General features: G+C 58.2%; 20 protein-coding genes. 14 read left to right on the top strand and 6 right to left on the bottom strand.

The features are described 5' to 3' along the window. Positions 1 to 27: 27 nt before the first annotated feature. The gene (locus AC1DVW_RS14815) at positions 28 to 1,320 is read left to right on the top strand and encodes an O-antigen ligase family protein (RefSeq protein WP_477324378.1); all 1,293 of its coding nucleotides are present in this window, start codon (positions 28 to 30) and stop codon (positions 1,318 to 1,320) included. An 85-nt stretch (positions 1,321 to 1,405) separates the two neighbouring features. Here the strand turns inward: AC1DVW_RS14815 and AC1DVW_RS14810 are convergent, their stop codons facing one another. Beyond that, a complete protein-coding gene (locus tag AC1DVW_RS14810) occupies positions 1,406 to 2,518 on the bottom strand; it encodes a tyrosine-type recombinase/integrase (protein WP_477323981.1) in 1,113 nt (370 codons plus the stop codon). After that, a complete protein-coding gene (locus AC1DVW_RS14805) occupies positions 2,401 to 2,703 on the bottom strand; it encodes a helix-turn-helix domain-containing protein (RefSeq protein ID WP_477323979.1) in 303 nt (100 codons plus the stop codon). The genes AC1DVW_RS14810 and AC1DVW_RS14805 overlap by 118 nt, the downstream gene beginning before the upstream one ends. Positions 2,704 to 3,361: 658 nt before the next feature. Here AC1DVW_RS14805 and AC1DVW_RS14800 point away from each other — a divergent pair. Continuing rightward, positions 3,362 to 4,090, top strand: a complete 729-nt coding sequence (locus tag AC1DVW_RS14800; protein WP_477323977.1) for a hypothetical protein — start codon at positions 3,362 to 3,364, stop codon at positions 4,088 to 4,090. A 287-nt stretch (positions 4,091 to 4,377) separates the two neighbouring features. On the opposite strand, the gene AC1DVW_RS14795 is transcribed toward AC1DVW_RS14800, so the two are convergent. Genes AC1DVW_RS14795 through AC1DVW_RS14785 form a run of 3 tightly spaced genes read right to left on the bottom strand, consistent with a single transcriptional unit; the run spans position 4,378 to position 5,614 of the window. Beyond that, positions 4,378 to 4,641: a hypothetical protein gene (locus tag AC1DVW_RS14795; RefSeq protein ID WP_477232845.1), complete on the bottom strand. Its 264-nt coding sequence runs from the start codon at positions 4,639 to 4,641 to the stop codon at positions 4,378 to 4,380. A 3-nt stretch (positions 4,642 to 4,644) separates the two neighbouring features. Then, complete coding sequence (locus AC1DVW_RS14790; protein WP_477323975.1) at positions 4,645 to 4,938, bottom strand: hypothetical protein; 294 nt, start codon at positions 4,936 to 4,938, stop codon at positions 4,645 to 4,647. 13 nt (positions 4,939 to 4,951) lie between these two features. After that, positions 4,952 to 5,614 carry an SOS response-associated peptidase gene (locus AC1DVW_RS14785; protein WP_477323973.1) on the bottom strand — a complete coding sequence of 221 codons (663 nt, stop codon included), beginning with the start codon at positions 5,612 to 5,614 and terminating at the stop codon, positions 4,952 to 4,954. Positions 5,615 to 5,770: 156 nt separating this feature from the next. Between AC1DVW_RS14785 and AC1DVW_RS14780 the strand changes: the two genes are divergently transcribed. Beyond that, positions 5,771 to 6,232, top strand: coding sequence for a hypothetical protein (locus AC1DVW_RS14780; protein WP_477323971.1), 462 nt, complete (start codon positions 5,771 to 5,773; stop codon positions 6,230 to 6,232). Positions 6,233 to 6,430: 198 nt separating this feature from the next. Further along, on the top strand, positions 6,431 to 7,612 hold the full coding sequence (locus tag AC1DVW_RS14775; protein ID WP_477323969.1) for a hypothetical protein: 1,182 nt from the start codon (positions 6,431 to 6,433) through the stop codon (positions 7,610 to 7,612). A gap of 92 nt (positions 7,613 to 7,704) precedes the next feature. Here the strand turns inward: AC1DVW_RS14775 and AC1DVW_RS14770 are convergent, their stop codons facing one another. Continuing rightward, positions 7,705 to 8,373, bottom strand: coding sequence for an endonuclease NucS domain-containing protein (locus AC1DVW_RS14770; RefSeq protein ID WP_477232850.1), 669 nt, complete (start codon positions 8,371 to 8,373; stop codon positions 7,705 to 7,707). Positions 8,374 to 8,489: 116 nt separating this feature from the next. Between AC1DVW_RS14770 and AC1DVW_RS14765 the strand changes: the two genes are divergently transcribed. The 10 genes from AC1DVW_RS14765 to AC1DVW_RS14720 all read left to right on the top strand — a co-directional run bounded on the left by AC1DVW_RS14765 (position 8,490) and on the right by AC1DVW_RS14720 (position 25,931). Continuing rightward, entirely contained in the window at positions 8,490 to 9,029 is a 540-nt protein-coding gene (locus AC1DVW_RS14765; RefSeq protein WP_477232851.1) for a hypothetical protein, read from the top strand. A gap of 273 nt (positions 9,030 to 9,302) precedes the next feature. After that, positions 9,303 to 9,956, top strand: coding sequence for a hypothetical protein (locus AC1DVW_RS14760; RefSeq protein WP_477323967.1), 654 nt, complete (start codon positions 9,303 to 9,305; stop codon positions 9,954 to 9,956). Between the two features lie 117 nt (positions 9,957 to 10,073). Continuing rightward, the gene (locus AC1DVW_RS14755; RefSeq protein WP_352535687.1) at positions 10,074 to 11,051 is read left to right on the top strand and encodes a helix-turn-helix transcriptional regulator; all 978 of its coding nucleotides are present in this window, start codon (positions 10,074 to 10,076) and stop codon (positions 11,049 to 11,051) included. Positions 11,052 to 11,200: 149 nt separating this feature from the next. Continuing rightward, a complete protein-coding gene (locus AC1DVW_RS14750) occupies positions 11,201 to 12,328 on the top strand; it encodes a metallophosphoesterase family protein (protein ID WP_477323965.1) in 1,128 nt (375 codons plus the stop codon). Further along, complete coding sequence (locus AC1DVW_RS14745) at positions 12,325 to 14,940, top strand: AAA family ATPase (RefSeq protein WP_477323963.1); 2,616 nt, start codon at positions 12,325 to 12,327, stop codon at positions 14,938 to 14,940. Before AC1DVW_RS14750 ends, AC1DVW_RS14745 begins: the two co-directional genes overlap by 4 nt. After that, positions 14,940 to 18,272, top strand: a complete 3,333-nt coding sequence (locus AC1DVW_RS14740; protein ID WP_477323961.1) for a TM0106 family RecB-like putative nuclease — start codon at positions 14,940 to 14,942, stop codon at positions 18,270 to 18,272. Before AC1DVW_RS14745 ends, AC1DVW_RS14740 begins: the two co-directional genes overlap by 1 nt. A gap of 4 nt (positions 18,273 to 18,276) precedes the next feature. Beyond that, the gene (locus AC1DVW_RS14735; protein WP_477323959.1) at positions 18,277 to 18,945 is read left to right on the top strand and encodes a hypothetical protein; all 669 of its coding nucleotides are present in this window, start codon (positions 18,277 to 18,279) and stop codon (positions 18,943 to 18,945) included. Between the two features lie 1,012 nt (positions 18,946 to 19,957). Continuing rightward, the gene (locus AC1DVW_RS14730; protein ID WP_477323957.1) at positions 19,958 to 22,402 is read left to right on the top strand and encodes an AAA domain-containing protein; all 2,445 of its coding nucleotides are present in this window, start codon (positions 19,958 to 19,960) and stop codon (positions 22,400 to 22,402) included. Continuing rightward, positions 22,368 to 23,789, top strand: coding sequence for a coiled-coil domain-containing protein (locus AC1DVW_RS14725; protein ID WP_477323955.1), 1,422 nt, complete (start codon positions 22,368 to 22,370; stop codon positions 23,787 to 23,789). The genes AC1DVW_RS14730 and AC1DVW_RS14725 overlap by 35 nt, the downstream gene beginning before the upstream one ends. A gap of 9 nt (positions 23,790 to 23,798) precedes the next feature. Continuing rightward, complete coding sequence (locus AC1DVW_RS14720) at positions 23,799 to 25,931, top strand: McrB family protein (protein WP_477323953.1); 2,133 nt, start codon at positions 23,799 to 23,801, stop codon at positions 25,929 to 25,931. Positions 25,932 to 25,934: the final 3 nt, after the last annotated feature.

Here is a 25,934-nt window from a genome sequence, read left to right as displayed (position 1 = left end):
ACGCATGCGCCGGCCGCGGTCAACACGTTGCCGCCTTCGGTGGTCAACACGCTGCCGCCTTCGGCGGTCAACGCCAAGCTGATCGCGCTGATCGCGTCGGGCGCGGTTTTCTTCGGCGTCTTTCTGTCCGGCTTCGTCATCGACGAGCCGGCGCCCTACGATCTCTACATGGTCGGGCTGATCGGCGTGTGGGCGTTGTTCGGCCTGCGCATCTCGCGCGCGGCGGCGCCGCTGCTGGTGCTGCTGCTGACGATGAACATCGGCGGCATGATCGCGATGACGCAGATGTCGGACCTCGCCAACACGCCGCTCTATCTCGCCGTGTCGCTGTTCCTCGCCTTCACCGCGGTGTTCTTCGCCTCGGTGACAGCGGTGCAGCCCAACCTCTACCGGCTGATCTTCATCGCCTATGTCTTCTCCGCGGTAGCGACTTCGCTGCTCGGCATTGCCGGCTATTTCCACGCTTTCCCCGGCGCCGATATCTTCACCAGATACGACCGCGCCCAGGGCGCTTTTCAGGATCCGAATGTGTTCGGGCCGTTCCTGGTGCTGCCCGGCACCTATCTGCTCTATCTCCTGTTGACCGGCTCGATCGCGCGCATGCCGCTGCTGGCGGTGCCGCTGCTGATCATAACCGCCGGCATCTTCTTCTCCTTCTCGCGCGGCGCCTGGGGCATGTTCGCCGTCTCGGCGATCCTGCTCACCGGCTGCCTGTTCCTGCAGAGCAACAGCGGCAAGTTCCGGCTGCGTGTCGTCGTCATGACCATCGCCGCAATCGCGCTGCTGGTCATCGCGATGATCGTCATCCTGCAGCTTCCCGGCGTTTCCGAGATGTTTTCCAGCCGCGCCCAGCTCGAACAGAGCTATGACACGGCTCGTCTCGGCCGTTTCGCCCGCTACACGATCGGTTTCCAGATGGCGCTGGAACATCCGTTCGGCATCGGCCCGCTGGTCTTCGGCACGATCTTTGGCGAAGACACGCACGACATCTGGTTGAAGACGCTGATGGACTATGGCTGGCTCGGCTTCGTCTCATTCCTGTCGCTGACCTTGTGGACGATCGCTGCCGGCTTCCGCATCCTTTTGCGCGACCGGCCATGGCAGCCCTATCTGCTGTGCGCCTATGTCGCCTTCATCGGCAATATCGGGCTCGGCACCTTCATCGACATCGACCACTGGCGCCACGTCTATCTGCTGCTCGGCCTGATATGGGGCGCCATCGCGCTCGAATACCGTCACCAGCGGCTGTTGCGGCCGGCACTGCAGCCCGTGCCGAAGGCGCCAATTCCATCCAGCAGAAAAGCCGCCGAATTCGGTTGACCCGAACCGGCTTATCACGATACATCGCGACCGGTCCGGAGTGTAGCGCAGCCCGGTAGCGCACTTGACTGGGGGTCAAGGTTGCTCAGGCCGATTTCTTTATATCTTTCAGTGATTTAGGTGCCGGCCTCTCAGTCCCGGTGTGACTCCCGGTGTGATTTGCTGCTTCCATGGCAATACGCATATCCTCGATCATCGCATGGGCGTATTTCGCAGTGGTGGTGATGTCCTCGTGGCCCAGCATTCTCTGCACGATCTTCATGTTGCCCTTGCGCAGGGTTCTCGTCGCGGCTGTATGGCGCGTGTCGTGGAACCGGAAGTTCTCCACGCCTGATTTGTCTCTGTAGCGTCGCCAGGCTGTCTTGAAGCCTTCCATCGTGATGGGGTAGCGGGTCCCTCTAACGAGTTCGAGACGTTTGTTTGTTCTCCGGGCGATGTAGGTGAAGACCGACGCCGGATGGTGGTCCTTCAGGACCCACAAGAGGGTATGCACCGCCTCTGTCATCGGGAGGACCCTGGTCTTATCGCCCTTGCCAGTGACGGTGATCGTCCTGCCGAAGAAATCAATGCGGGACCACGTGAGGTCAACGATCTCCATGCGACGGCAACCGGTTAGGAGAGCAAACCGAACAGCGGGCTCATAGTCCCCGCGCATCGCATTCAGCAGGCGCTTCTCTTCGTCTTGGCTCGCTTCACGAACGCGTTCCTTCGGCTCTTTGAGCATATGCCTGCTCCAGTCGATATCACCGACTGGGACCTTCCAGGTCTTCTTGGCCCGGGTCATGATACCGCGGAGCGGAACTGTAGAGGTGCGATTGACAGTGGCGTTGCTGACGCCGTCGCTGCGCCTCTGCGATACCATCGCAGCCACCAAGGAGTCCGAGATCCGATCCAACGTGACGTGCTTGCCAAAATGATCGAGGAGCCACCCGAGAAATCGGTAGTAGTTACCGGAATTGGCTAGGTGTTGCCCCACCTCCAGCCAATAGCGGGAAGCAGCTATCTCGAGTGTCATCGGTCCTTCGGCAGTGAAGCTTGCAGCCGTCTTGAGCTTGCTCTGCGCGTCCTGCCGCTTGAGCTCTAGGACGCGTTCCGCCTGGCGCTTGTTGCTCGTGCCCGTGGGACCGGAAAATCGACGACCGTGAAACTGGAAGTCATAGGTGTATTCTGGTTTGCCGTGCTTTCGATATACCGGCATGCTTTTTGGCTCCGCTTTACAATGAACTCGGCAAGGTCGTCTTGTTGATAGCGACGGGTGGGCCTCTTCCCCTCGAGACCAATGTTCACCCAGGGCAAAGCGCCTTCTTTCGTCAGCTCGAGCAGGTGCTTCGGAGTGACGGCGAGGAATTCAGCAGCTTGGGCGGGGGTGAGCAACCTCAACATCTTTGAGGTTATAGCGATAAGTCGACCGGCTACTTTCACGAATTGTTACAGCGCGCTCAACCATGCAGTTCCGCTAATCATGCGCAATTCCAATTAGCCCGAGTGAAGGCGGCAAATGCCAATCTAGGCGATCGGTCAAGACGAGAAAGCGTATCAGACGGAAGGTATAGCCGCCGATCTTCTGGCACAGGTGTTGAAGTTTGCTCGCTGGCGTCTCTGCCCTTCCCGCATTGTCTGTCAGCGGGATAGCAGCGCGACCTGCACAAAGCCTACTCTGCGAAGACGATGTCAGCAGCGCCACCGCGGTCTGCTTTGACAGCGGCATGACATCTTTTCAATTTGTCGGAAGCGCCGCTTCCGGAGTGAGCCCTTTGGATATAACCCAAGGCGCCTCTGGCTGTGTCGCCTTCGCCAACGAAAACAAACTCCTCTCGGCTTGTGCGGACTGTAATGCGTCCATACTTCTTGTTCAGCGGGGGACCCGGGTCACTACGCAGCGTCACGTCCCCCCGCAGCAACACCTTCATCTCGTTTGGCATTTGTTGTAACCTCATTGGCTACATAAGCTGATCCTAATTTTTCTAGTAGATCAAGGACAAGCCTCTACTTTTCCTCAAGGCCCAGCGATAGCAGTAATGCCATAGGGGGGGGGAGAGGTGTGGGAAAGCCGAGCTACGCAGACGCGTTGGCGAAAAGCTACAGCGGCCGGTTGGCTGAAGGCAAAGCGATGGGACAGACTGTGACAACAACAGTTTTGGGTTTCAAGACACCTGCAATTCCACAGTCGGTGCGCAAAATATACCATGCACGTTACAGGAACATTTTCTCTTTCGGCTTGGGCAACAAGAACCTCTGGGGAACGGAGACGTTGCTCGGCGATTGGGACGGGGAACACCTCTTGATCGCCAAGGACTTTTACCCTGCGCAACACATTGAAGAGCGCTTGGACGCCGGTGATACGAACCCCTACAGCCACAACCCCAAGGCCCCGACGAACAAGAATTTGCTCAAGACGCTTCGTCATTTTGGCCAGCTCGAGGATGGTTTTTTTCAGAACACATCTTGCAACTTCCTGTATATTTCCGCCTGCTTTCTCCTCCGCAACGACGGTCTGAAGCGAGGTGATTTGCCGGACGCACCGCATGCGTTTGCGATCTCCGCGCCAGTCGTTCGATTCACAATCAAACATATGCCGAGGCTACGAAAAGTTGTAGCAATGGGAGGCGACGCCTCGCGCGCTCTCAGTGCATCCGGGCTCTTCGACGAGATCAAATCGAGGAGCCTGTCCTACTTTGAAGTCAGCCATCCCTCTCGTGCGCTGTCGAACATCAATCGCTATGCTGAATGGTTACCTGTCTTCGAAACGAGGTCTGCAACCCCACGTTGATTACCATCGAATTGAGATCATTGAGATCGCAGACTCCGCTGGCGGCCGTGTCCCTGACTAATGCTATTTCGATGGGCGGGATTTCGCGACGAGAGCTAGTTGGCTAGCTGTGGCCGAGGCGGCTCAGAACGACGCTGGAAAACTTCTGAACTCATGCAGGGAAATGCTTGATGGCCGTGACAAGCCTGTGCTTGAGGAGTCCCGTGCCGACGCGTGTTTTGCTCGGGGCCGACAAATTCTTGGCCTTGAATGAGCACAGCAAACGCTATCTGGCCGGAATTGGCGGGTTACTCCATGTCCGGAACATCACCATTGGTGAACAACACCGTCGGCGGCCCATAGTCGCCGAGCGCCGGGTCGGCATCGCGGCTCCAAGCGATCACTCCGACATGGTTCGAGGCCAGCGCTTTGGCGGTGCGGATCGCGCGTTCCTCGGTCTGCTGATCTGTTGGGCCGTAGGCCGTGAACAGTTCGCCTTCGTCGCCACGGTCGAACGCCACAACTACGATCAGCTTGGGTTTCTTCTGGGTGGGTAGAATGTTGTCTGACATTGGCTATGCACTTCCGTCCGTGGCCCTCTCGTCGTCGAGAGCATAAGGCACCGGCACATACGCGTTCGCGATCAGCCAGTCTCCAAGGATGGTCTTGATAAGCTCGGGCTTCGACATGCTCATTTCCGCAGCGATGCCATTAATCGACTCGTCGGCTGCGGGATCGAGCGTGACACCCGTGATATTGCGGAGCACGAGCGCGGCCCTTCGAAGCATGATCTGAAGATCGGCGCGAGAGATATCGGCGATCCGACCCGCAGCGCTCTCGAGCTCCGCTGCAACGCTTAAACGGGGCATTGTTGTTTCCTCCTCACAGAAAGCGCTCACCTTCAGCGCGGTGTTCGAAGCAGAACCAATGCGGCCCCTGCCGGGGCTTGGCGAAGCCCCAACCGGCATCCCTGACGCATCCGGCGTGCTCGCAGACGTGGTGCTGGATTCCCGGCGGTGTGACGTGTTCCGGCATGGGAAGTCTGATTTCGTCGCTCATAGGCAGGCTCCCGTCAATGTCGTGGCGCAAGATGTCTTTCAGGTCTCCGGCCGGCGTCTTGGGATCGAGCCAGGCGTCGTAGAAAGCCGAATCCAGAATGAGCGGCTGGCGGTCGTGGATCTGATTAACCGGCGCCGCTGATGCCTCGGTGATGATCGTGCAACTCGTGATTTCAAGGTTCGAATTGTAGGCCCATAGGCCAGCGAATGAGAACGGCGCATGGCCGGACTGGAAGATGTGCCATGGATCTTTCTTTCCGTCTGCCGGCGATATCGTCCACTCGTAGTAGCCGTAGGCTGGGATCAGACAGCGCTTCGATTTGAACGCGTCTCGAAAGGCCGGTGTCGTGTCGACACCTTCTATCCGAGCATTGAACATCGCCGCCTTGGGCATTTCCTTCGCCCCCTCAAAGACGGTCTGGGCCGCTTCGATACCGCGCGCGATCTCTAAGGGCGTGGCACCCTCGATGTCCAAGCGAAGCTCCATGACTTCCTCCTGTTGCTATCCTGCCAACAGTGAACAAAAAGAGAACACAAGAGTCAAGATCATCTTGACTGGCGAGGAATATGTTCCTTATTTCCATCCTCGATCTAGGCAAAAAAGGGACCATGGCGAGGCGTCACCGCGCTGGCCGGCGAAGCTATGGGAAAAACTGCAGAGGACAATTTTCGGATCGAAGTTTGGGATCGGGACGAGACCCAGCTCGTCGAGACGCTATGCCGGTCACCGGATTTCTTTATCAGCCAAACCGCCTGGCACGTCGCGATCCGAAGACGCCCGGGAATGCTGCTAATCCACTACAACGCACGGCATGTGATGGAGAAGATGCTGACACCTGGCGACGTCAAGATTGACCCGCAGACGATCGTAGACGGCAGCGTGCACGCCGGCCTCGACGTCGCGCTCGGCGACCTCCGCGAATGGCACACCCTGCGGGCCTGGTGCAAGAACTGCTCTCACTATGCGGAAGTGAAGCCCGCCGGCCTTATCCGGCGATACGGCAAAGGCGCGCTTTTCAGTTCGGTCGAGAGGGCACTTTTCTGCACCAGCTGCGACCGTGGTGGACCGGTTAGGCTTGAGATTCACAAGTTGCCGAGAAACTGAAGGCCAAGAGGAAAATTTCGATGGCGACGCTCACTGATGTAACACCAGACAAGCGCGCTATTATGGATCTTCGGCTTGCATTCTGCTGCCGTGAGCGCGGCCTTCGCGCGTCTTCCGTGAGATAGTCCTCGCGCGGTCGAAACGACTCGCTTTTTCTCCCTTTCTCGGCTTCACTGAAGAGGGATTGGGGGAAAACAGATGGCAACAGTAATACAGCGTCCTCTGTGCACGGTATTTTCTGTATTCATCTTCTGTGCTGCATTGTTGATTTCGGGGTGCACGACCCCTTACGTCCCCCCGAAGATTCAAGAACCTGGCCTAACCAACGCATCCAGCTTTGGCGGCATTATGAGCTTTGCCAAGCAAGAAGACCTACGGGTCGTCTGGGTGCACGGGATGTGCACTCACGAAGAAGACTGGGCAGATAACCGTCATGCCCTACTCCAACAGGCAATCCCAATTGGGTCGTCTAGGCGAAACACTGTGTATGGCCCAGGGCGCGCCGCGCGCGTCACGTTCAATCACAGTGTGAACGGACATGCACTGGAACTTCGTTTTCTCGTCTGGTCGCCCCTCGCCGCCGGTGCAAAAATCGCGATTGGGCTTGATCACAATGATGAACTTAAGCGTGCCAGCCTGAATAGGGATCTCAAAAAAGGGCTGATCGACGACTGTTTCTCCGACGCTGTGATTTACACGGGCACGGCTGGCAACCCAACCAGATCCTGGATGCGCTCTGAAGTTTGTGACGCTCTGGGCGGCAATATTTCAGCCAAAGGCCGCTGCGCTATCGACGACAGCAAGCCCCGGCGGAAGACTGTGCTGGTTGCGGAAAGCCTGGGCAGCAAAATACTCTCCGATGCTATCGTCTCGATATGGGAAACCGCGCCGGCATCGGAACAGTCGCTAATTGCCCAACGCCTTGGCGATGTCCAAATGGTTTTCCTGCTGGCAAACCAGATACCTCTCCTGAATGCCGCAACCTACTCTCCAGGCACAGCCAGGATTGTAGCTAACAAATCGGTGGATCGAGCCAGTGGATCGCTCCTCGACGTGTTCGCCAGCGCGCGAGCTCGCAAGAACAAGGCGTTTGTCGCCGAACCGGCCGGCCCCATCCGCTTTGTCGCTTTCACAGATCCGAATGACCTATTGAGCTACCGGCTGTTCCCCAAGGCATATCTGCCGGAGGATATGAAGATTACCAACGTCATCGTCTCAAACGATCAGACTTATCTCGGGCTGCTGGAGCGCCCGGACACTGCCCACTGCGGCTATGGCTGGAACCTGGCGGTGATAGCGACGGTCGCGGAAGGCTACGACGGCAAACGCCTTGGATCGATCCCGGTCAATGTCCCACACTCTTGCGGGCTCGGGGGATAGCGCTGCTCTATTGCCTGGGATTTGGGCCAGGCTTCAGGCGTGGCTCGTGATTTCTGCGAGGTTGGCGCAAGCGAAGGGCGGAATTGGTGCCGCTACGACGCATCCGTGAACGAGAACCCAACCCGGTAGGTCTTGAGCGCAACCGCCGGGGTCATCGACGCCGCTGAAAGTGCTTTTTCCTGGAATGCCGGTGCAACAAGGATTCCCCGAACCTTTCCCTTGTCGACATTCCGCATCGTGGCAGCCTCGGCCATGTAGGCTAGGAGCTGGGCTACCGCGTCCTTTCCGGCCTTGGTTGCCTTCAACTCGATCACGACCAGATTTCCGTCCCGGTCCTGCGCCGTGATATCCCGAAACTTTTCCTCTGATCCATGGTCCGCCACAACGAGCCCGTCTTCTAACTGAGCGAGGTTCGCGCGCAGCGCTACCTGAAGATCGCGTTCCAACGAGAAGGTCAGCATGACGGCATCGGTAACTTCGTCGACCACCTCCCGTGGCAGCATATCAACCACCTCATTGGCTTCTTTTAGATCAGCCTCGCCCGCAGCCTTGTGCCGGAGCCAAATGCGCATCTGCGCGCCCTTGCCCTTGCGGATGACTGTGTGGCCGACTTCTTCTAGTCTCTTGAACACATTGTATTGACCTTGGTCGGTATGACTCCTGATCTCGCCCATCGTTGTGCCCTGGGGCCTTGCGGCCAAACCCACAGCCAATGCCGCTTTGTCACCCAAGCGGATTCCGTAGTCAGTAGTCGCGGTCACGGCTGTCCCCCTCTGCCACCAAAATCTGGTAATTCAGCGTTTGCTGTGCGTGTTCGCCAGAAAATATACAGGCTTCGCTGCAAGAGCCAACTCTTGATCGAGATGCGACCATGGGAATGACACCTTACGACTTCTTTGATGGCTTTGTCGTCGACGACTACGACGACTGGAAAGAAACGCCCCACTCAATCCGCAAGGCATTTCACGCAGCTGTTTCCTCCTTCCACATGGCCGATCACTACTACCGCTATCATGCCCGTAGGAATCAGGTTTTCGCCCAGCGCTATAAGACCCTGACGGACTTCCAAAAGGCAGTCACGACGCGCACGCCGTCGTTCAGGGATATCCAGGACATGGCGACGGCCTTTAAGCATCTCTATACCCGTGCCACGTGTTCGATCGCGTCCGGCGGATCGATCGAGAGTGTTACCTATCGCGGCGACACAATCGAAGGAGATTGGCAGCAAGCCGAGGGCGGCTGGACCGGCGGCGTTATCATCCGACGGCGCGACAAGTCCATCGTGCGGTTCGATCAGGCCATCGAGGCCGTCATCGAGATGTGGCGCACTTTCATTTATGCCGAAGCACCGGCGCTCGATCTGACAGCGGACGGCCCGCCTGCAAACAGTCCCGGTTTGTCCGGTGAAACTTCCTGAACCTGGCGAGCACAGTCGGCGAGAATATACTCGAGGCGATGCTGGAAACAATCATCGAGATGAGCGATCCTGTCTTCAGCTAGCAGGCACGGCGCATTCACAATCCCGGCATGCACGGCTGCGGCCATCAGCTGCCAACTACACCACTACCACTCCGCGGGACGCGACCATTTGGGGGATGGAATGTCACGAATTGAGTTAAAGCGCCAAGCATTCACATTTTTGCAGGATCTTCATCGACTAATCCAAGCGTCGCTACCTCATGCTGCATCGATGAGGATCAAGATCGGTGAACTGATTGAAACTGCCAAAAACGATCCAACAAAGAGGCATCTTGGAGGAAAAGAGTGGGCATTTCTCAATCACTTTGTTACGCCTGTGGTCTACGAGCTAGCGAAACAAACCAAGGGGATGACTGGAAATACCACCCGAACCGCGTTTCTCTCTGAATTTTGGAATAACGCTGATATTCAGCCCTATTGTGAAAAGTCGGCAAGTAGAACCGCTCGCACCCCCTTCATAAAGAAGTTGATGGGTAAAGGCTCAGACCTCTTCAATGCTTGGAAGGCAGGCAAACTAGAGCGGGCTTGCCCGGATTTTGCCCTAAGCTCCCCTTTTCCATACCCCATAGTGTTCGAAGGCAAATACTTTGACGGCGGGTCAATCACGCAAGCCGAAACGGTTTTGGTTGATTGTATCAGGGAGGCATTTTTCTATCGTTCCTTTCCCTACTCGGATCCCGGTCCCATCAAGGGCGAATGGAGCTACGACTATTCCTGTTTGCTTGTATGCGACGCCTCCGAGAACGGTTCTCTATTAGGTGCCTGGAATCAACTTCCGCTTGATGTCAGAGAAGCGTTTTGGGACGGTGCAAATGTCTTTGTGATGATAGTCCGGGGCGGTAGCGATGTTGGTAGCTCGCCGTGACTTCAGGGCCTAGTCCGCGATGGGCTCCGCTCTTTCTGTCCGCGATATTTGTTTAACAGCCGAATTCCCACCCTTCGCTTCCGTCAGCTACGCCACCACCGGGGACACGACCACGCCATGTCCTATTCCAAGGCAAAAGAACTTCTCAGACTGGCTGATTTCGCCTGCTCACGGTTCCGCGGCGTCACGCTCGTGGATATTTGTGAGCATTTCGAGGTAAGCCATCGAACTGCGCAGCGCATGACCTCAGCGCTCGCCGAGGCATTTCCACACGCTGTAGAGATCGCCGAAGATCAAACTCGGGAACGGCGCTGGATGGTTCGCGAGATCCCACTTGCTAGATTGCGGCTCTCCGGGGATGAGGAGCTCGAGGGGCTCGAATTCGCGATTTCCCGACTTCGGGAAAGCGGTGATTCAAGGCAAGCCCGCGCTTTGGCGAGCCTTCGTGACCGCCTTCTGGCGGCACTGCCTGTCAAAGAAGCACGGCGCGCGGAAGCTGACGCCGAAGCGATGCTTGAGGTTCACGGAGTTGCAGCAAGGCCAGGGCCATTCGTTGCCGTGGCACAAGCCGTGACCGACGCAGTGACCGCAGCGCTTCGGGGACCGTATAGGCTTCGCTTCAGCTACAATGACAGTCTACGTCTTGTCGAACCTTACGGCGTTCTTCTCGGTGCGCGGCGCTACCTCGTCGGGAGGCAACCCGATAAAGGACTGAAGCTTCGGCATTTCCGCTTTGACCGAATCAGCGCGGTCGAAGTGACGGACGAATGGTTTGCGCGAGACCTCGATTTTGATCTTGCAGCGCATGCGGCGCGAGCGTTCGGGTCATTCCAAGACGACAGCCAATTCGGTGAGGTCGTGTGGCGCTTCGCTCCAGAAGCGGCCGATCGCGCTGCGGAATGGCGCTTTCATCCCAATCAACGAGTGCGCGTAACTGAAGATGGCGCACTTGAAGTGCGGTTCAAGGCCTCTGGGTGGCTCGAGATGGCCTGGCACCTTTACCAGTGGGGGGATGCTGTCCAGGTCATCAAACCCGAAGAGCTTGCAGATATTGTTCACGCGGCCCGGAGGGCTGATTTTGATGCACTTCCCTAATTGATGTTCATACTTTGTTCGATAATTCAACCCTTCAACGTTCGCGACCACTCCTCTCCATGACAGCTTCTGACACCCTCGCATGATAGCTCATGTGAATTCGGATCGCACTTTTGGGTCCGCCTCAATCTGGCACTGGTGATCTTCACATGTTTCGTTTTATTCATTCGTCCGATCTGCACCTCGGCCGCAGGTTCAGCAACCTTCCCGAAAACGCGCGCGGTCGCCTGGTAGAGGCGAGGCACGCGTCGATCGGACGTCTGGCCGCTTCCGCATTAGATCACGGCGCAAGCCACGTGCTCCTTGCTGGAGACGTTTTTGACACGGAAACGCCTTCTGACGCCGTTTGGCGTCACGCCTTGGCTGCGATGAGCTCCGCGCAAGGCCTTCATTGGTGGATTCTTCCCGGAAATCACGACAGCCTGGCGGCTGAAGCGCTCTGGGGTCGCGTCCGCGCCCATGCTCCAGCGAACGTTCATCTTCTTGATGCGCCGGAGCCAGTCGAGATCGCGCCGCGTGTGGTTCTTCTGCCCGCTCCGGTGCCTCGCCGCTTTCCCGGCCGCGATCTGACAGAGTGGATGCCCCTTTGCGCTACTCCTGCCGACCACTTCCGGATTGGGCTTGCACATGGCGGGGTCCTTACATTCGGGTCCGAGGACGGCGGTGCCGACATCATACCGCCCGATCGCGCCAAGTCTGCTCGGCTCGACTATCTTGCGCTTGGTGATTGGCACGGACTGAAGCAGTTCGGCGATCGCACTTTCTACTGTGGCACCCCCGAGCGCGATCGATTCAAGCACAGCGGCCCCGGCACTTGCCTCGCTGTCACTCTCCTGGCTCCGGGCGCGGTGCCCGAGGTCAACACCATTCAGGCCGGTCAGTTCGACTGGCGGGAAGCACCACTGCCACTCATACCTGCACAAGACGCTGTAGCTGCGCTAAAGATGCTGTTGCCGGTCGAAGGCAAGGAGAGGCGCGACATGCTTCTCAAAATTCGAGCCACCGGTAGGCTGGGCCTGCCAGCGCGCATGGCTCTGACGCGTGCAGCAGAGCTTGCAGAGCCCGAGTTCTGGCATTTCGAATTCGACGATGCAGATCTCGCCACCGAATGCAGCCTGGAAGATCTCGATGGAATTGCGTTGAGCGGCGCACTTCGGTTGGCAGCTGAAGGCCTCCATCAGAGGTCTGAAGACGCTTCAACGCCCCCCACGGATCGGGCGATCGCCGCGGCGGCACTTAGACGCCTTTACAACTATGTGCAGGGAGAGACGCAATGAAGCTTCTCGCGATACGCCTCGATAACGTCCGACGGTTCACCGACCCCGTTGAGATCACTGGTATCGGCACCGGGCTGAACGTCCTCTCGGCCCCGAATGAGAGCGGCAAGTCGACCATCGTTGATGCACTCCACGCGCTCTTTTTTAAAGGCTACAGGTCCTGGGACAAAGAGGTCGCGAGTCTTGCGCCGCATTCCGGCGGTGATCCTCAAGTGGCAGTCGAAATTGAAATCAACGAAACCCGCTTCAAAGTCGAAAAGCGCTGGAGCAAGACGCGCAAGGGCGAGGCCAAGGTCTCCCGTAGCGGGCACCTGATCAAGCAGGCGGACGATGCCGAGACATGGCTCGCTGAGGTGCTCAAAGCACCAAAGGAAGGGGGGCCGGCCGGTCTCCTCTGGGTGCGACAGGGTTTGACCAGTCTCGACGAAGGCGAATCCGCCCACTCAGCACGGCGCGACTTGCTTTCTTCCGTCACCGGCGAGGTCGAAGCAATGACCGGCGGGCGTCGTATGGACGCGACGCGGGATCGTTGTCGGAGGGAACTTGACCGCTACTTGACCAGCAGCGGAAAAGCGAAAGTTGGCGGCCCACTAAAGTCCACGGAAGACGAGGTCTCGGCTCTCGATCTCCGACGCGATGGGCTTGCAGCCAAGGCGGCGTCTCTATGGGCGGAACTTGATCGCCGGCGCAATCTAAGGCGCGAACTCGCCAGTCTTGAAGACGGCGAGCAGGATTCGGAAAGGATGACGCGGCTTGCGGAGGCACAGGCCGCCCATGACGAGGCATCCCGTCATGCAGAAGCGCTTGAGCGAGCAATCGAAGCAGAAAGATCCAAATGCCTTGAGATGGAACGAGCCCAGGAGAGGCTTGCGATAATCGAGGCCGCGCTTGCCGAAGAAAAGAGTGCCGGAGCCGCCCTTGAGTTGGCCAAGGCTGATGCCGCAATCAAGGACGAGAGGCACCGTGAAGCAGAGGGTGTATTCATCGAGGCGAGAAGGAGTTTCGACAAGGCGTCCTCATCGGCAGAAACTGCCTCTGAAATCCTTCGAAGGGCACTACGTGCTCAGACATGCGCCGCGACGGCAGAGCGGCGTGCGGAGCTTGCGGTTCGACTGACCCAAGCCGAAGGCTTGCGGACCGAGCTCGAGAAAGCCGTAGCGGACGCCAAGGTTGGCCTCACAGAAAAGGTGCTGCGTCAGTTGGAGGATCGCGCTGGAGAGGTCCGGGTTCTACGAAAGGCACGCGAGATCGAGGCCGTCGCTCTCACGATGACGTATGCCGTTGGACGAAAAGATGGTGTCGCGCTCAACGGTAAGCCGATGCCTGATGGAAATCGTGTGGCAATACCCGATGGCGCCACGCTGGAGATTGACGGCATTGGATACCTAGCGGTCCACCCCGGTGCACAGTCTGCCGCCGATACACTTGCGGTAGCCGAGAAAGCTCTTGCCGACGCACTTGGAGCGTCTGGCTACGAGACCATCGAGACTGCTCGTGCAGCCGCGCATCTCCGGCTTGAGGCGGAAGCTCGATGCCGGAGTGCCGAACACCAGTTAAACGGAGCGGCGCCGCATGGAATCGAAGCCCTGCGGGAAAGTATCGCCCGCCTGCCTGAATCAGTGGAAGCGGAACCCGAACTTCCGAGCGCACGAGAGGCTCAAGAGGCCGAGGTAGCAGCAAAACATGCTCTTGCAGACGCAACCAGCACACTTGAGAAAGCCCGTTCTGCGTTCGAAACAGCGCAGACCGCCGCGGCCCGTGCTTCAGCAGCCGCAGAAAGCGCAGCGGAGAGGGTCTCCAGGGCACTCTCCGCGCTCAGCAGCTTCCAAGATGCCGAGGCCGAAAAGATACGCCTTATGAACGGGCTTGTTGGGCATCGGGCCGCGTTGGCAGAGGCGATTGGACAGCGCCAAGCAATCTTGGCCGTGGCGCCTGATCTTGAAGCGGCGAAGGCTGTATTACAACGTGCACGATCGGTCATCACACGCGTCGAACAGGACCGCCAGCGCATTTGCGTTGATCTCGGAAAGTTGGATACGGCAATCGAAATGCATGCTGCGGAGGCCGTCGAGGAAGAGCTGGCCGACGTCGAGATTCGACTGAAAGCAGCGAGGCGGAGACTTGAAGAGATCATGTTCGAGGTCTCAGTCCTACAAACAGTGGACGACGCACTTGAATCCGCCCGAACTGCTGCACGTGACCGCTACGTTGAGCCCGTCCTGAGGGAGATTACCCCACTCATCCGACTGCTCTGGCCCGAGGCTGAGCTTCGCTTCGATGCAGAGAAGGTCCTGCCAACGGCTCTGGTTCGAGCCGGGACGGAGGAAGACTTTGACATCCTGTCGGGCGGCACCAAGGAACAGATCGCACTTCTCGTGCGGCTAGCCTTTGCTCGAATGCTGGCGAAGGCAGGTAACCCCGCGCCAGTGATTCTCGACGATGCGATCGTTTACACCGACGACGACCGCATCGAGCGTATCTTCGACGCCTTGACGCGACAGGCACAAGATCTGCAGATCATTGTATTTTCATGCCGACAGAGAGCCTTCCGAGATCTTGGAGGTCGGAGCCTCGCAATTATCGGCCAGGAACCTGTTTTGGATGCCGCGTGATGAGACGCGACGGCAATGGGCTTCGCCTATCGGCCTCGGACTTGATGCGATTCATGGCCTGCTCGCATGCAGCACGCCTGGACCTCGCACATCTTGCAGGCGAGGGGCCGAAGCCGGCGGATGACAGTGAAGACGCGGCCCTACTTCAAAGATATGGCGACGCGCACGAAGCGGCCCATCTGGCGCGGCTCGAGACCAGCGGAAAGCGTATCTCCAAGATTGAAAAGGATGGGATCGCCTTCGATGTGGCTGTCAAAGCGACGCTAGAGGCCCTTCGAAGTGGCCCGGATATTGTTTTCCAGGGAGCGCTCGAAGGAGACATGTGGGGCGGATACTCCGATTTCCTCGAACGGGTTGATTTGCCCTCGAAACTCGGGGGATTTTCTTACGAGGTTACAGATACCAAGCTGAAGCGCAAACCTGCTCCGGCGCATGTCTTGCAACTCGTCCTTTATTCCGACCTGTTAGCAACTGCCCAGGGACGTAGTCCAGAGCGGGCACACGTGGAGCTTGGCGACGGCAAGCGTTTCAGTTTCCGTCTCGCGGAATATGCGGCGTATGCTCGCGCAGCACGAGAGAGGCTTGAGTCCTTCGTTGTCGAACCAACGAAAACTCGACCTGTGCCTTGTGCAACTTGTAATCTCTGCCGCTGGCGTGAACATTGCGCTGGAGAATGGGAGCAAGAGGACAGCCTTTTCCGCGTTGCCGGCATGACGAAAGTCCAGGTGGAAAAGCTTGAAGCAACCGGCATCACTACGATGGCCACTCTCGCACAACAACGCGGCCGTGTGCCGAGGATGGCCGAGTCGACACTCGAAAAGCTCAGGACTCAGGCATCGCTGCAGCAAGAGCGGAAGAGTGGCGAACCGTCCTATGCGCTGCGCCCTCCCCTTCCCGGCAAGGGCTTCGACCTGCTGCCCCGGCCCCATCCTGGCGATCTCTACTACGACATCGAAGGTGACCCGTTCTATGCTGAAACCAGCACCGAAGGCCTTGAATACCTACACGGGGTCTGGGATGGGAAGGCCTTCAAAGCTTTCTGGGCTCATGACTTTGCGGAGGAGAAGGAGGCGATAGTCGCCCTTTTTGCACTCTTCGGGCAGAGCATAGTGCAGAACCCGCAAGCTCATATCTACCACTACGCATCATACGAAATCAGCGCGCTTCGCAAGCTCACCACTCGGCACTGCGTCGGCGAAGCGCAGCTCGATCGGTGGCTGAGGGAGCGCCGTTTCATCGACCTCTATGCCGTTGTTCGGGGAGGCGTGTATGCATCCGAGCCATCCTATTCAATTAAGGATATGGAGGCCTTCTATGATCTTTCCCGCACAGGCGAGGTGAAGACCGCGGGCGGGTCTGTTGTCGCTTATGAGAAGTGGCGTGAAAGCCATGTCGCCGCCATCTTGGACGAGATCGAAAACTACAATCGCATCGACTGCGTCTCGACGGAGCGGCTGCGCGATTGGCTACTCGAAATCCGGCCAGAAGGGCGATGGCTGGAACTCGGCGAAGGCTGCACCGCAAAGTCCGTAGAGGCCGAAGCCGAAGTAGACGATCTCGCCGACTTGCTGCTTCAATCCAGCCTACCCGACGACCGTCAGCGGCTCCTGTATGACCTAGGCGTCTTCCACTGGCGCGAGCGAAAGCCTGCTGCGTGGGCTGTTTTCGACGCTGCTGCGAAGGACTTCGACGAGCTCTGCGATGATATGGAATGCCTTGGCGGCCTCGTCGCCCATGGGCCGCAGCGATCGGTGAAGAGATCGAATGAGCGAGATTACCGATATCCGCCGCAGGAGACGAAGCTAAGGGCAGGCAAATCCTCGCAGTTTGCTATCGATGGCGGTTTCGGACAGGTCGACATCACGTCGCTCGACCGCCGTGCTCGGCGGGTAACGCTGAAAATGGGGCCGAGCTCCGGCGATAAGCTCCCAGACCGGCTGGATCTCATTCCCTCCTTCGCTATAGATGCCAAACCCATTCCCTCCGCTGTGCGCAAAGTTATCAAGGACCAGTGTGGATCTCGCGCGAACAAGGCAGCAGAGGATCTCATCTCACGCAATCCTCCGCGCTTCAAAGGTGCGTCACCGCTTCCCCTGGATGAGGCGGCAGATCCCCTCCGAGGAACTATAGCAGCCATTCGGGCGATGGATGCAACAGTCCTACCAGTCCAGGGCCCGCCCGGAACAGGTAAAACGTATGTCGCCGCGCGCGCCATCCTCGCACTCGTCAGGGACGGCCATCGCGTCGCCGTTTCATCCAGTAGTCATGAAGCCATCCGCAACGTCCTGATGGCCTGCCTAGATGCGCTTCGCGATGACGCCGACGTCGGACTGACCCTTGCGGAGGTCCAGCTCGCACACAAGATTGGATCCGACACCGGCGAGGCACCGATCGGCTACGAGGCCATCGCGAGTGTGCGGAATAACGACGATTCCGCACTTGAAACAGCACAGGTAGTTGGCGGCACAGCGTGGTTGTTTTCGCGAGACCAACTTGAGGGCGCGTTCGAATACCTCTTCATCGATGAGGCTGGGCAGGTTTCCCTCGCAAATGCGGTGGGGATGTCGAATGTGGCCAAGAATCTTGTCCTCATAGGCGACCCCCGCCAACTCCCGCAGGTAATTCAGGGAGCGCACCCTGATCCGGCAAATCTCTCTTGCCTTGATTGGGTTCTCGGCGAAGGGCAGAACGTTGCGCAGGACAGGGGGATTTTTCTTCCTGTCACTCGTCGCATGCATCCCGAAGTCTGCAGCTTCATTTCATCACAGTTCTACGAAGGTCGGCTGCATCCACACGAAACGACGTCGCGGCAAGCAATCCACTCACCGGGACTACCCATAGCCGGCGCATGGCGGATTGCGGTAGCCCACCAAGGGCGCGCACAGGAATGTCCTGAAGAGGTCATTGCAATCCGTGAGAAGATTGACCTTCTGCTTGCCGGAAAATGGACCAACATTGACGGTTTGGTGCGCCCGTTACGGAAGGACGATATCATCGTTGTCGCTCCTTACAACGCCCAGGTGAACGCACTAGCCGAAGCTTTGCCTGACATAAGGGTAGGAACCGTCGATAGATTTCAAGGGCAGGAAGCGCCAGTTGCCATTGTCTCAATGACTGCCTCTTCAGCGGAAGAAACTTCACGGGGCATCGAGTTCCTTTTTTCCCGCGAGCGGCTCAATGTCGCTGTGAGCCGTGGCAAGGCCCTGAGCCTCGTATTTTTCTCGCCTCGACTGCTGCAGGCGGGGTGCTCGACGGTCGAGCAAATTCGTCTCGTGAATACGCTCTGCGCACTTCCCGACATGCCTACTGGACAGGATGAACGGACGGAATGAATCGATGAAGGACAACGCGGCAGCTCGGCTTAGGTTTGAGGCGCTCAAGGAAAAGCAGCGTCAACTTCGGGCAGGTTTCCCCGAGAATTTCGGCCTTCGCGTCCATCGGTCGATCAGTTGGATCGGACGGGCTGAAGCAGAAGCCAACGATCCCGCTGCAGCGTTCCTCTTCCTCTGGATCGCATTTAACGCGGCCTATGCGGACGAGCGCGACGTGCGAGGTGAACGCGAAGCATTTGCATGGTTCTTCGGAATGCTCCGCGACCTCGACAAGAACAGCCGCATCTATGACGCGGTCTGGACACGCTTCCCTGGTCCCATACGGCTCTTTCTGGAGAATCGCTTCGTCTTTGGCCCATTTTGGTCCCACCAAAATGGGATCGATGGTTACGATGACTGGGAGCAAAGATTCAATGCCGCCAGGCGTGCCTTCCACGGAGCGCTGATGACTCGCGATACCGCCAACATCCTGTCGATGCTATTCGACCGCCTCTATGTGCTCCGCAACCAACTTGTTCACGGGGGCGCAACTTGGAACTCGAGCACTAACCGCGACCAACTTCGTGACGGGGCCGATATCATCGGGTTTCTCATCCCGATCATGATCGACATTATGATGGACAACTCAACCGAGGATTGGGGACGACCATTCTACCCAGTTGTTGAGAGCTAGACCGGTGTTACGACGACAAGGGGCACCGGCCTCTTCAGGCAAGCGGTGTCGGCTCTGGTGCGTAGAGCGACTTGACGAACTCTCTGACGATTTCGACAGCCTTATGGACGACGACGCTCATCGACTTGGCGAGTTGGAGGATGGTTGAGTTTGGCCGAACTGAATACTGTTACACACCAACCACATTACCCTACGTCACTGAATTGACCGCAAACAAGTTGTCGGCGATTACCATCAAGTGATACTGTGGAGGTGGGGTCGATGTCGAAAGCGCTAGACGACCAACGACTTCGAAGGGGTTTCATTGCTTGACCACACCATTAGGCGGCTACTCGCGCTTTACCCGCGAGGCGCCACCGACGATCAGCTTGTCTGGCGGTTGAGGGCGTCCGGGCTGCGCATTGGCGCGTCCGAGTTGCTTGCCGGACTGCTCTCTCTCGCCGAGCGCAGAGAAATCGTGCGGGTGCGGAACGGACGATGGATGGTGGTCTCACAAGCCGCTATCGCTACACCAACGACGGGGACCAACCCCAGCGCAGGCAATGCTGGCGCAACAATTCTTTACTCGGTTCCTGCCACCTGCAGAAATGTGGACCCCCGTCCTCCCGCGGAAATTCCCGAGTCGCCTACAGTCGCGCCTTTGCCGGATTGGGCGACGCTCCTTGGCTACTACTCTGCGACACAACGTCAGGATCCCCGTGGACAGATAGTGGAATTCCCTGACCGCCATGCTGTGAGCTGGCAACTTCTTCGCAGTTCGGGCCATTGGTGGGAAGACGCCGAACTCCGCGTAGGAATGGAGTGTTTGCCGGCAAGCTTCCGGGAAGCACTTGCTCGCCGGACAGTTGGGACGGCTGCCGTTGGATGGCCTGTCTCCATCTTTTCGATCGCCGAGGGCCCGGCCTGTATACCTGGTCTGCTCTTGCCAGCTGACTGGCGAATCGAAGGGTCAGATCTGGTGCTGAATTTGGAGGCCTCACAGCCGTCCGTAAACCCAGCGTGGTTGAGAGAGGTGCGGCGCAACTCCAGCTGGAATGAAAGCGCGCTACTCGACACGCTTTTCCCCGAGGGAGAGGAAAGCGACCTCGGCGCCGTGAGTAGCCGGATGCGGCACGCTCTAGCGACCTTAGGTGGCGTAGAGCTCCGTCCAGCCGATCTCGCGCCGGAGCTGACCGTCCATGGCACGGGTCTGCGAAATGCGGCGGCCCTGTTCCTGATAGAGGATGGGACTTTCACTAAGGGAGCAGCCGACGATCTGGAGGCTCTTCGCGCATGGACGACTGAAAAACGTTCCGGCACAGCGCTGGCGGAGTTGTTCGCGCGCGATGCGAAGAGCCCCAACACCTCTGAAGTGGCCATCCTATCGCCGACAAACTTGACTGAGAGTCAATTGGAGGCAGCGGAAGCGGCGCTGCAAGGGCCTTTGACGGTAATCCAAGGGCCGCCCGGCACCGGCAAGAGCCAAGTCATACTTTCCCTCATTGTCTCGATTGTGATGGCCGGTCGGAGCGTGCTGTTTGCGGCGAAAAATCACCAAGCCTTGGACGAGATTGAGCGACGTTTGAAGGAGATCGTCCCCGCCGCTCCCCTATTGGTTCGAGGTCGCGATGCAGACGGCGATCGGAATACAAATTTTCTTAATGCGCTTTTCGATATCGCCGGTGGCGAAGCGAGGAATTCGGCTGACCTCGACGGTATCGAGGCCGCACGGATCGGCCTGCTCAATTCCGCGCAATCGGGCGCGGCTGATCGTCGGCGCATGCGCGAGCGCACGGCCCTTCACATAGCACTATCTGAGCTGACCGATCGGCATGAGCAAATCTGCCGCCACCTTCCGGACGGGTCGGCAAGACGACCTCGCGTTTCATGGGTGAAACGCGCGTTGCTTTCCCTGCGTCGGTTACTGGGGCGACCAGTCGATCTTACCGTTCCGTTGCCCGATCTTGTTCCGCTCTCTGAACTAAATGCGCGAATAGCCGAGGTGCGGCGCAGACTTCAAAAATCTGGCTCGCGACCGATTGACGACAGCAAAAGAGACTTCGACCCGGTCGTAGGTGCAGTTGAGATCCGCTCGTTCTTGCCAAGACTGGCGGCCGTGAAGACGCAGGCAGGAGAGGCGGAGTGGTTGCGGATATCCGAGCGCGCCAAAGAAATCCAATTCGGCAACATCAAGAGTGCGCGAAGGATGATGCCGGAAGACGCTCGCGCAGTGCTTGAGCATCGTCCGGTCTGGGCCATCAGCACGCTCTCAGTCCCCTCTCGAGTGCCGCTCATTCCTGGCCTCTTTGATTACGTGATCTTCGATGAATCGAGCCAGTGTGACATTGCTTCAGCCCTGCCTCTCTTGGCGCGGGCGCGCAAGGCTGTCGTCGTCGGCGACCCTATGCAGCTGCGTTTCGTCCCATCATTGGGAATCGCCACCGAGCACGCCCTTATGGATGCGGAACGCATCCCGCAACAGGGACGGGCGTCGATCGCGCAAAGCATAAACTCGCTGTTCGATTTCTGTGCGCGCCAGCCGAACGCACGGCGCCTGTTGCTGCGTGACCAGTTTCGCTCGGCACCGCAGATTGTCGATTATCTGAACTCCGATTTCTATAGCGGCAAGCTCGTGAGCAGGCGAGAGGATGATGCCTTCCACCCCCCGTCTGGCTACAAGCCCGGCTTGGTCTGGGAGGATGTTGCGGGCACAGCCAGCAGACATGAGGGTGGAACCATTAACAAGGCCGAGGCGGAGCATATCGCCACAGTTCTGCGCCGAATTGCCGATGACGTGGAGTTCAAGGGCACGGTCGGAGTGATTTCCCCATTCAACGCGCAGGTGGCGGAAATCGAAGTCAATGTCCTAGGCCTCCTGACGAAGACGCAACGGGAGCGCCTGTCGCTTAGGATTGCGACAGTGGATAAGTTTCAAGGCGGCGAGGCCGACGTAATTCTTTTCTCGCTGGTGCTTGCCCCCGGCTGCCCTTCCTCGGCCCGAACCTTTTTGCAAAAAGAACGCCGGAGGCTGAACGTGGCAATTAGCCGGGCTCGCGCGCTCTGCATTGTAGTGGGGGATCTATCTCACGCTCGGTCCTGTAATATTAAGCACATAGAATATCTCGCACAACGCGCAATCACTCCTTGGTCGCCCCCGCGCCCGCCCTTCGACAGCGACTGGGAGCGCAGACTCGACACCGCGATGCGAGCGCGAGCTCTTCAGCCCATCGCGCAATACCCGGTTGGCACACGATACCTCGACTTCGCGCTCGACCCTCAAGGGGTCAAACTCGATGTCGAGGTGGATGGCAGGCGCTGGCACTTGGATGCGGACGGAAACCGGAAGGTGAGCGACCGGCTGCGGGATGCCGAACTTCGTGCCCGCGGCTGGAAAGTGCTCCGCTTCTGGGTTCACGAATTAGCTAATGATATGGAGGCATGCCTTGACCGGATTGAATATGAACTCAGGCGCGCCTGACTCAACCCGAGACCAAGCCGCGCCAGTCGGCGGACGGATATGGATCGCTCTCGTGGCGATGCTCGGGCTGGCCGTAATCGGATTGAACCTGATCGTCTTCACAATGGTTCAGGGTGCCCAGCGCGTCGCAGAGAGTCGCGAGACCGAATTGCAGCGCCGGACGCTGATTGTATCGGCGATGGAGGAGCGAAAAGGTGAGTTGGAGCAAACTATTCGTAGCCTCGATGACAAAAGAGTAGAAGCTCTGCGCGCAAAAGAGGATGCCGAACGGAGTGCCTCGGACGCAGACAAGATAAAAGGTGATCGCGACCATGCCATGGTTGAATTGGACAAGGCGCGCTCCGAACTTGCCGAGGCCGAAAGAGGCCAAGCCGCGGCAAAGGCTGCCGAGAATGAAGCCAAAAGCATTCTTACCCAGCTAAATGCGCAGATCGAGAAATCTACCAACGATCTGGCGCAGACCTCTCAAGAGCTCAAGAAATTGGAAGCAAATCTAGCAGAGGTGGAGGACGAGATTTCAGCAGAGGATCAGTCGCGTTCGGATGCCGAGGCAAGAGCCCAGAAAGCGCTTTCCGAAGGGGCTACGGTTGAACGTGATGTCGAAAAATCGAGAGTTGAACTCGAGAAGGCTGAGAGCGACCTCGCCGCCGTAAAAAAGGACCTAGCTGAGAAACAGGCTGCCTTGAGCGGAGCGCAGCAGATGTTAGCCAATGCTTCGGCCGCTGCAGACGAAAAAGGGCAGCGAACCTCCGAGGCCGAAGAGAAGGCAAAGGCTGCCGAACAAAGACGCGTCGCCGCAGAGACGCGATTGGCGGAAGCTAGCTCGAATGAGGCTACGCTGAATGACCGCTTGGCGAAGCTGAAGGCGGATACTGCGGCTGCGCAAGCTCAATTGGATGCGCAGCTTGCCTCTCTCGAAAAGATCCGAGGCGACGTTACTCAGCAAACCGCTACCTTCACTCGACTTCAGGTGGACGTAGCTCGACTGCAGTCGCAAAGTGCCGCTGCTACGCAAGATGCTGCGACCGCGGATCAGGCAGCTGCGGCGCGGACGGCGGCAGAGAAAGAATTGGCGAAGACGCAAGGCAATCTGGTGGGGGCGAGTGGCCAGCTTGCCAACGCACAGGCCGAATTGGCTCGCACGAGGGCACAGATCGCAGACACCGCAATGGACGTAGAGGCGGCGAAAAAAGCCGAGATCGCGCGGGTTGAAGCCGAGAAGATGGCGTTGGAAGCAAAAGATACCCTCACAAGCCTGAACGACGAAATTGAAACTGCAAAAGTCCGTTTGGCGGAGGTCAAAGCCGGCATCCCTGCAGCACCTGCGACCGACCCCGGTCCGCCCGCCACGGACAATTCTGTGCCGCCGCCCGTAGCGAAGGAATGAGAAACCACGATGTTAGCTTTTGATCCCACCACCCTCGTTCTGCCTTCGCTGTTGGCACTAACAGCTCTCGCCGTCTTAATGAGCGGTATCGCAACCATGTTTCAGATTCGGCGCGCCCGGCTTCCTGATGCGACTCGCTACGAGCATGTGCGCGAGCTGCGGGCACAAGAGGAAGGGCTATTAGCCCAACGACGAGCAGAACTGAGCATTGTTGAACAGAAAATTCAGGAGAGAGATCGTTTGATCGCTGAGGTCTCGGCTCTGGAAGAGAGGCGAGATGCCACCAATGCAGAACTCTCCAATCTCGAATCCGCGCGAGTGGAGATCGACGAGGTTAAGCGCGACGCTTCGGCTGCGGCGGCCGAACTAGCTGAAGTTTCGCAGAAGCTCGGAGCCGCGACTGACGAACTTGATCGAGTGACCGCCGATCTGGACCCTGCCCGGATTGTCGAGCGCAAGCGTGAGGTGGAGCGTCTGACAGAGGAACTTCACCAGCTGGAAGCCAAACTGCCTGAACTTCGAGCCGAGCGCGATATCGCGTTGCGGGCGCTCGAAGAGGCGCGGAGCCTAGAGGCTACCAGGGCCGCCATCCACGTGGAAGTGGAACGGCTGAATGGTGAGGCCGAACGCCTTTCAGTTCAGGTCGAGGAACTGACTGTTATCAAGGACCAGGTGGATCGGCTGCGGGATGAACTGGCCCGTGCATCTGACGAGTTCGGCCGTGTCGAAACGCGCCGCAACCACTTGCAACGGGAACTGGAGGACCTGGCAGAGCGAAGCGACGCTGTGGAGCTGAAAAAGAGTGAAGTTCAGGCGATCGCCGTCGACCTCGCCCAGAAACGTGAACGTCGCGACGAACTGGCGGAAGAGGTCGACAAGCTCGCGGCACGGCGAGAACGACTGCTTTCGGAAAGTGGTGGCGCTGACATAGCCGCAGTGGACGAACAAGCCATTCTCGCCGACCTCACCAAGTTGCCAACATTGCTCGAGATACCATCAACGTTGCGGGATGCCGGGCGCACAGAAGGCGCCGCTCTGCATGACGTCGCGGCCTATTTACAAAAGCATGGGCTGTCATACAGCGGCCGCACAGTTAGGGCCTTTCACACCGCTCTAAAGATCAATGACAATGCTCAGCTCACTGTGCTGGCGGGCGTGTCCGGCACAGGAAAAAGCCTGCTGCCGCGGCGCTATGCGGAGGCAATGGGAATGCATTTCCTGCAAATCGCGGTCGAGCCGCGTTGGGACAGCCCCCAGGATCTGCTTGGCTTTTACAACTATATTGAAAAGAAGTATCGCGCGACCGATCTCGCCCGTCTTCTGGTTCATATGGACCCATTCAGGACCGTCGAGATCGATACCAGTAGCTACGATCGCCGCGATCATATGGCACTCGTGCTCCTGGACGAAATGAACCTCGCTCGCGTCGAGTATTACTTTTCGGAGTTCCTCAGCCGCCTTGAAGTGCGGCCCCGCTTTCAAGAATCGCAGGATGACAAAAAGCGCAAGGACGCTCTCATCCCGGTCGACATTCGCGGCTTGAAGAAGACACTGTCGCTTTATTCCGCGCATAACGTCCTCTTCGCCGGCACCATGAACGATGATGAAAGCACGCAGTCGCTCTCGGACAAGGTGCTCGATCGGGGCAATGTCATGCAGTTCGCAGCGCCAAAAGACTTTCCAACAATGAACGAAGTTGGCAATGTGGCGCGACCCGACGGTGCGATGTCCTTCAAGAGCTGGAGAACATGGGTCAAGGGTTCGGACAGGCTCGACGACGCGCGCCGAAACCTTGCCGGTCAGATCGTTAATGGGCTTGCCGATATCATGGAGGGTTGCGGACGGCCCTTCGGCCACCGATTGCGGGATGCCATCCTCGCCTATTGTGCCAACTATCCGGTGGAAGGGAATGGCGGTATCGATATCCGCGTGCCCCTAGCCGACCAGATCGAATTCCGGATTCTACCCAAGCTACGTGGCCTCGATATTGAAGGCCACCGGGACCCATTCGACCGGCTGGTGAAGCTGCTGCGCGACGATCTCGGCGACAGCATGTTTGCTGACCGGATAAGCGATCTCGTTGAGAGGCAGCAGATCGGAACCGGTTTATTCGTATGGCGGGGTCTCACGCGGCAGAGTTGATCC

This window comes from Mesorhizobium sp. P3_B5, assembly GCF_056402815.1.
This window is presented reverse-complemented; position numbering and strand designations above follow the sequence as displayed.

Bases quoted from the DNA above. Each gene is read 5' to 3' on its own strand.
- AC1DVW_RS14810 (WP_477323981.1), bottom strand. From the start codon at position 2,518: ATGCCGGTATATCGAAAGCACGGCAAACCAGAATACACCTATGACTTC.
- AC1DVW_RS14805 (WP_477323979.1), bottom strand. From the start codon at position 2,703: ATGTTGAGGTTGCTCACCCCCGCCCAAGCTGCTGAATTCCTCGCCGTC.
- AC1DVW_RS14795 (WP_477232845.1), bottom strand. From the start codon at position 4,641: ATGTCAGACAACATTCTACCCACCCAGAAGAAACCCAAGCTGATCGTA.
- AC1DVW_RS14790 (WP_477323975.1), bottom strand. From the start codon at position 4,938: ATGCCCCGTTTAAGCGTTGCAGCGGAGCTCGAGAGCGCTGCGGGTCGG.
- AC1DVW_RS14785 (WP_477323973.1), bottom strand. From the start codon at position 5,614: ATGGAGCTTCGCTTGGACATCGAGGGTGCCACGCCCTTAGAGATCGCG.
- AC1DVW_RS14780 (WP_477323971.1), top strand. From the start codon at position 5,771: ATGGGAAAAACTGCAGAGGACAATTTTCGGATCGAAGTTTGGGATCGG.
- AC1DVW_RS14775 (WP_477323969.1), top strand. From the start codon at position 6,431: ATGGCAACAGTAATACAGCGTCCTCTGTGCACGGTATTTTCTGTATTC.
- AC1DVW_RS14765 (WP_477232851.1), top strand. From the start codon at position 8,490: ATGACACCTTACGACTTCTTTGATGGCTTTGTCGTCGACGACTACGAC.
- AC1DVW_RS14760 (WP_477323967.1), top strand. From the start codon at position 9,303: ATGAGGATCAAGATCGGTGAACTGATTGAAACTGCCAAAAACGATCCA.
- AC1DVW_RS14755 (WP_352535687.1), top strand. From the start codon at position 10,074: ATGTCCTATTCCAAGGCAAAAGAACTTCTCAGACTGGCTGATTTCGCC.
- AC1DVW_RS14750 (WP_477323965.1), top strand. From the start codon at position 11,201: ATGTTTCGTTTTATTCATTCGTCCGATCTGCACCTCGGCCGCAGGTTC.
- AC1DVW_RS14745 (WP_477323963.1), top strand. From the start codon at position 12,325: ATGAAGCTTCTCGCGATACGCCTCGATAACGTCCGACGGTTCACCGAC.
- AC1DVW_RS14740 (WP_477323961.1), top strand. From the start codon at position 14,940: ATGAGACGCGACGGCAATGGGCTTCGCCTATCGGCCTCGGACTTGATG.
- AC1DVW_RS14735 (WP_477323959.1), top strand. From the start codon at position 18,277: ATGAAGGACAACGCGGCAGCTCGGCTTAGGTTTGAGGCGCTCAAGGAA.
- AC1DVW_RS14720 (WP_477323953.1), top strand. From the start codon at position 23,799: ATGTTAGCTTTTGATCCCACCACCCTCGTTCTGCCTTCGCTGTTGGCA.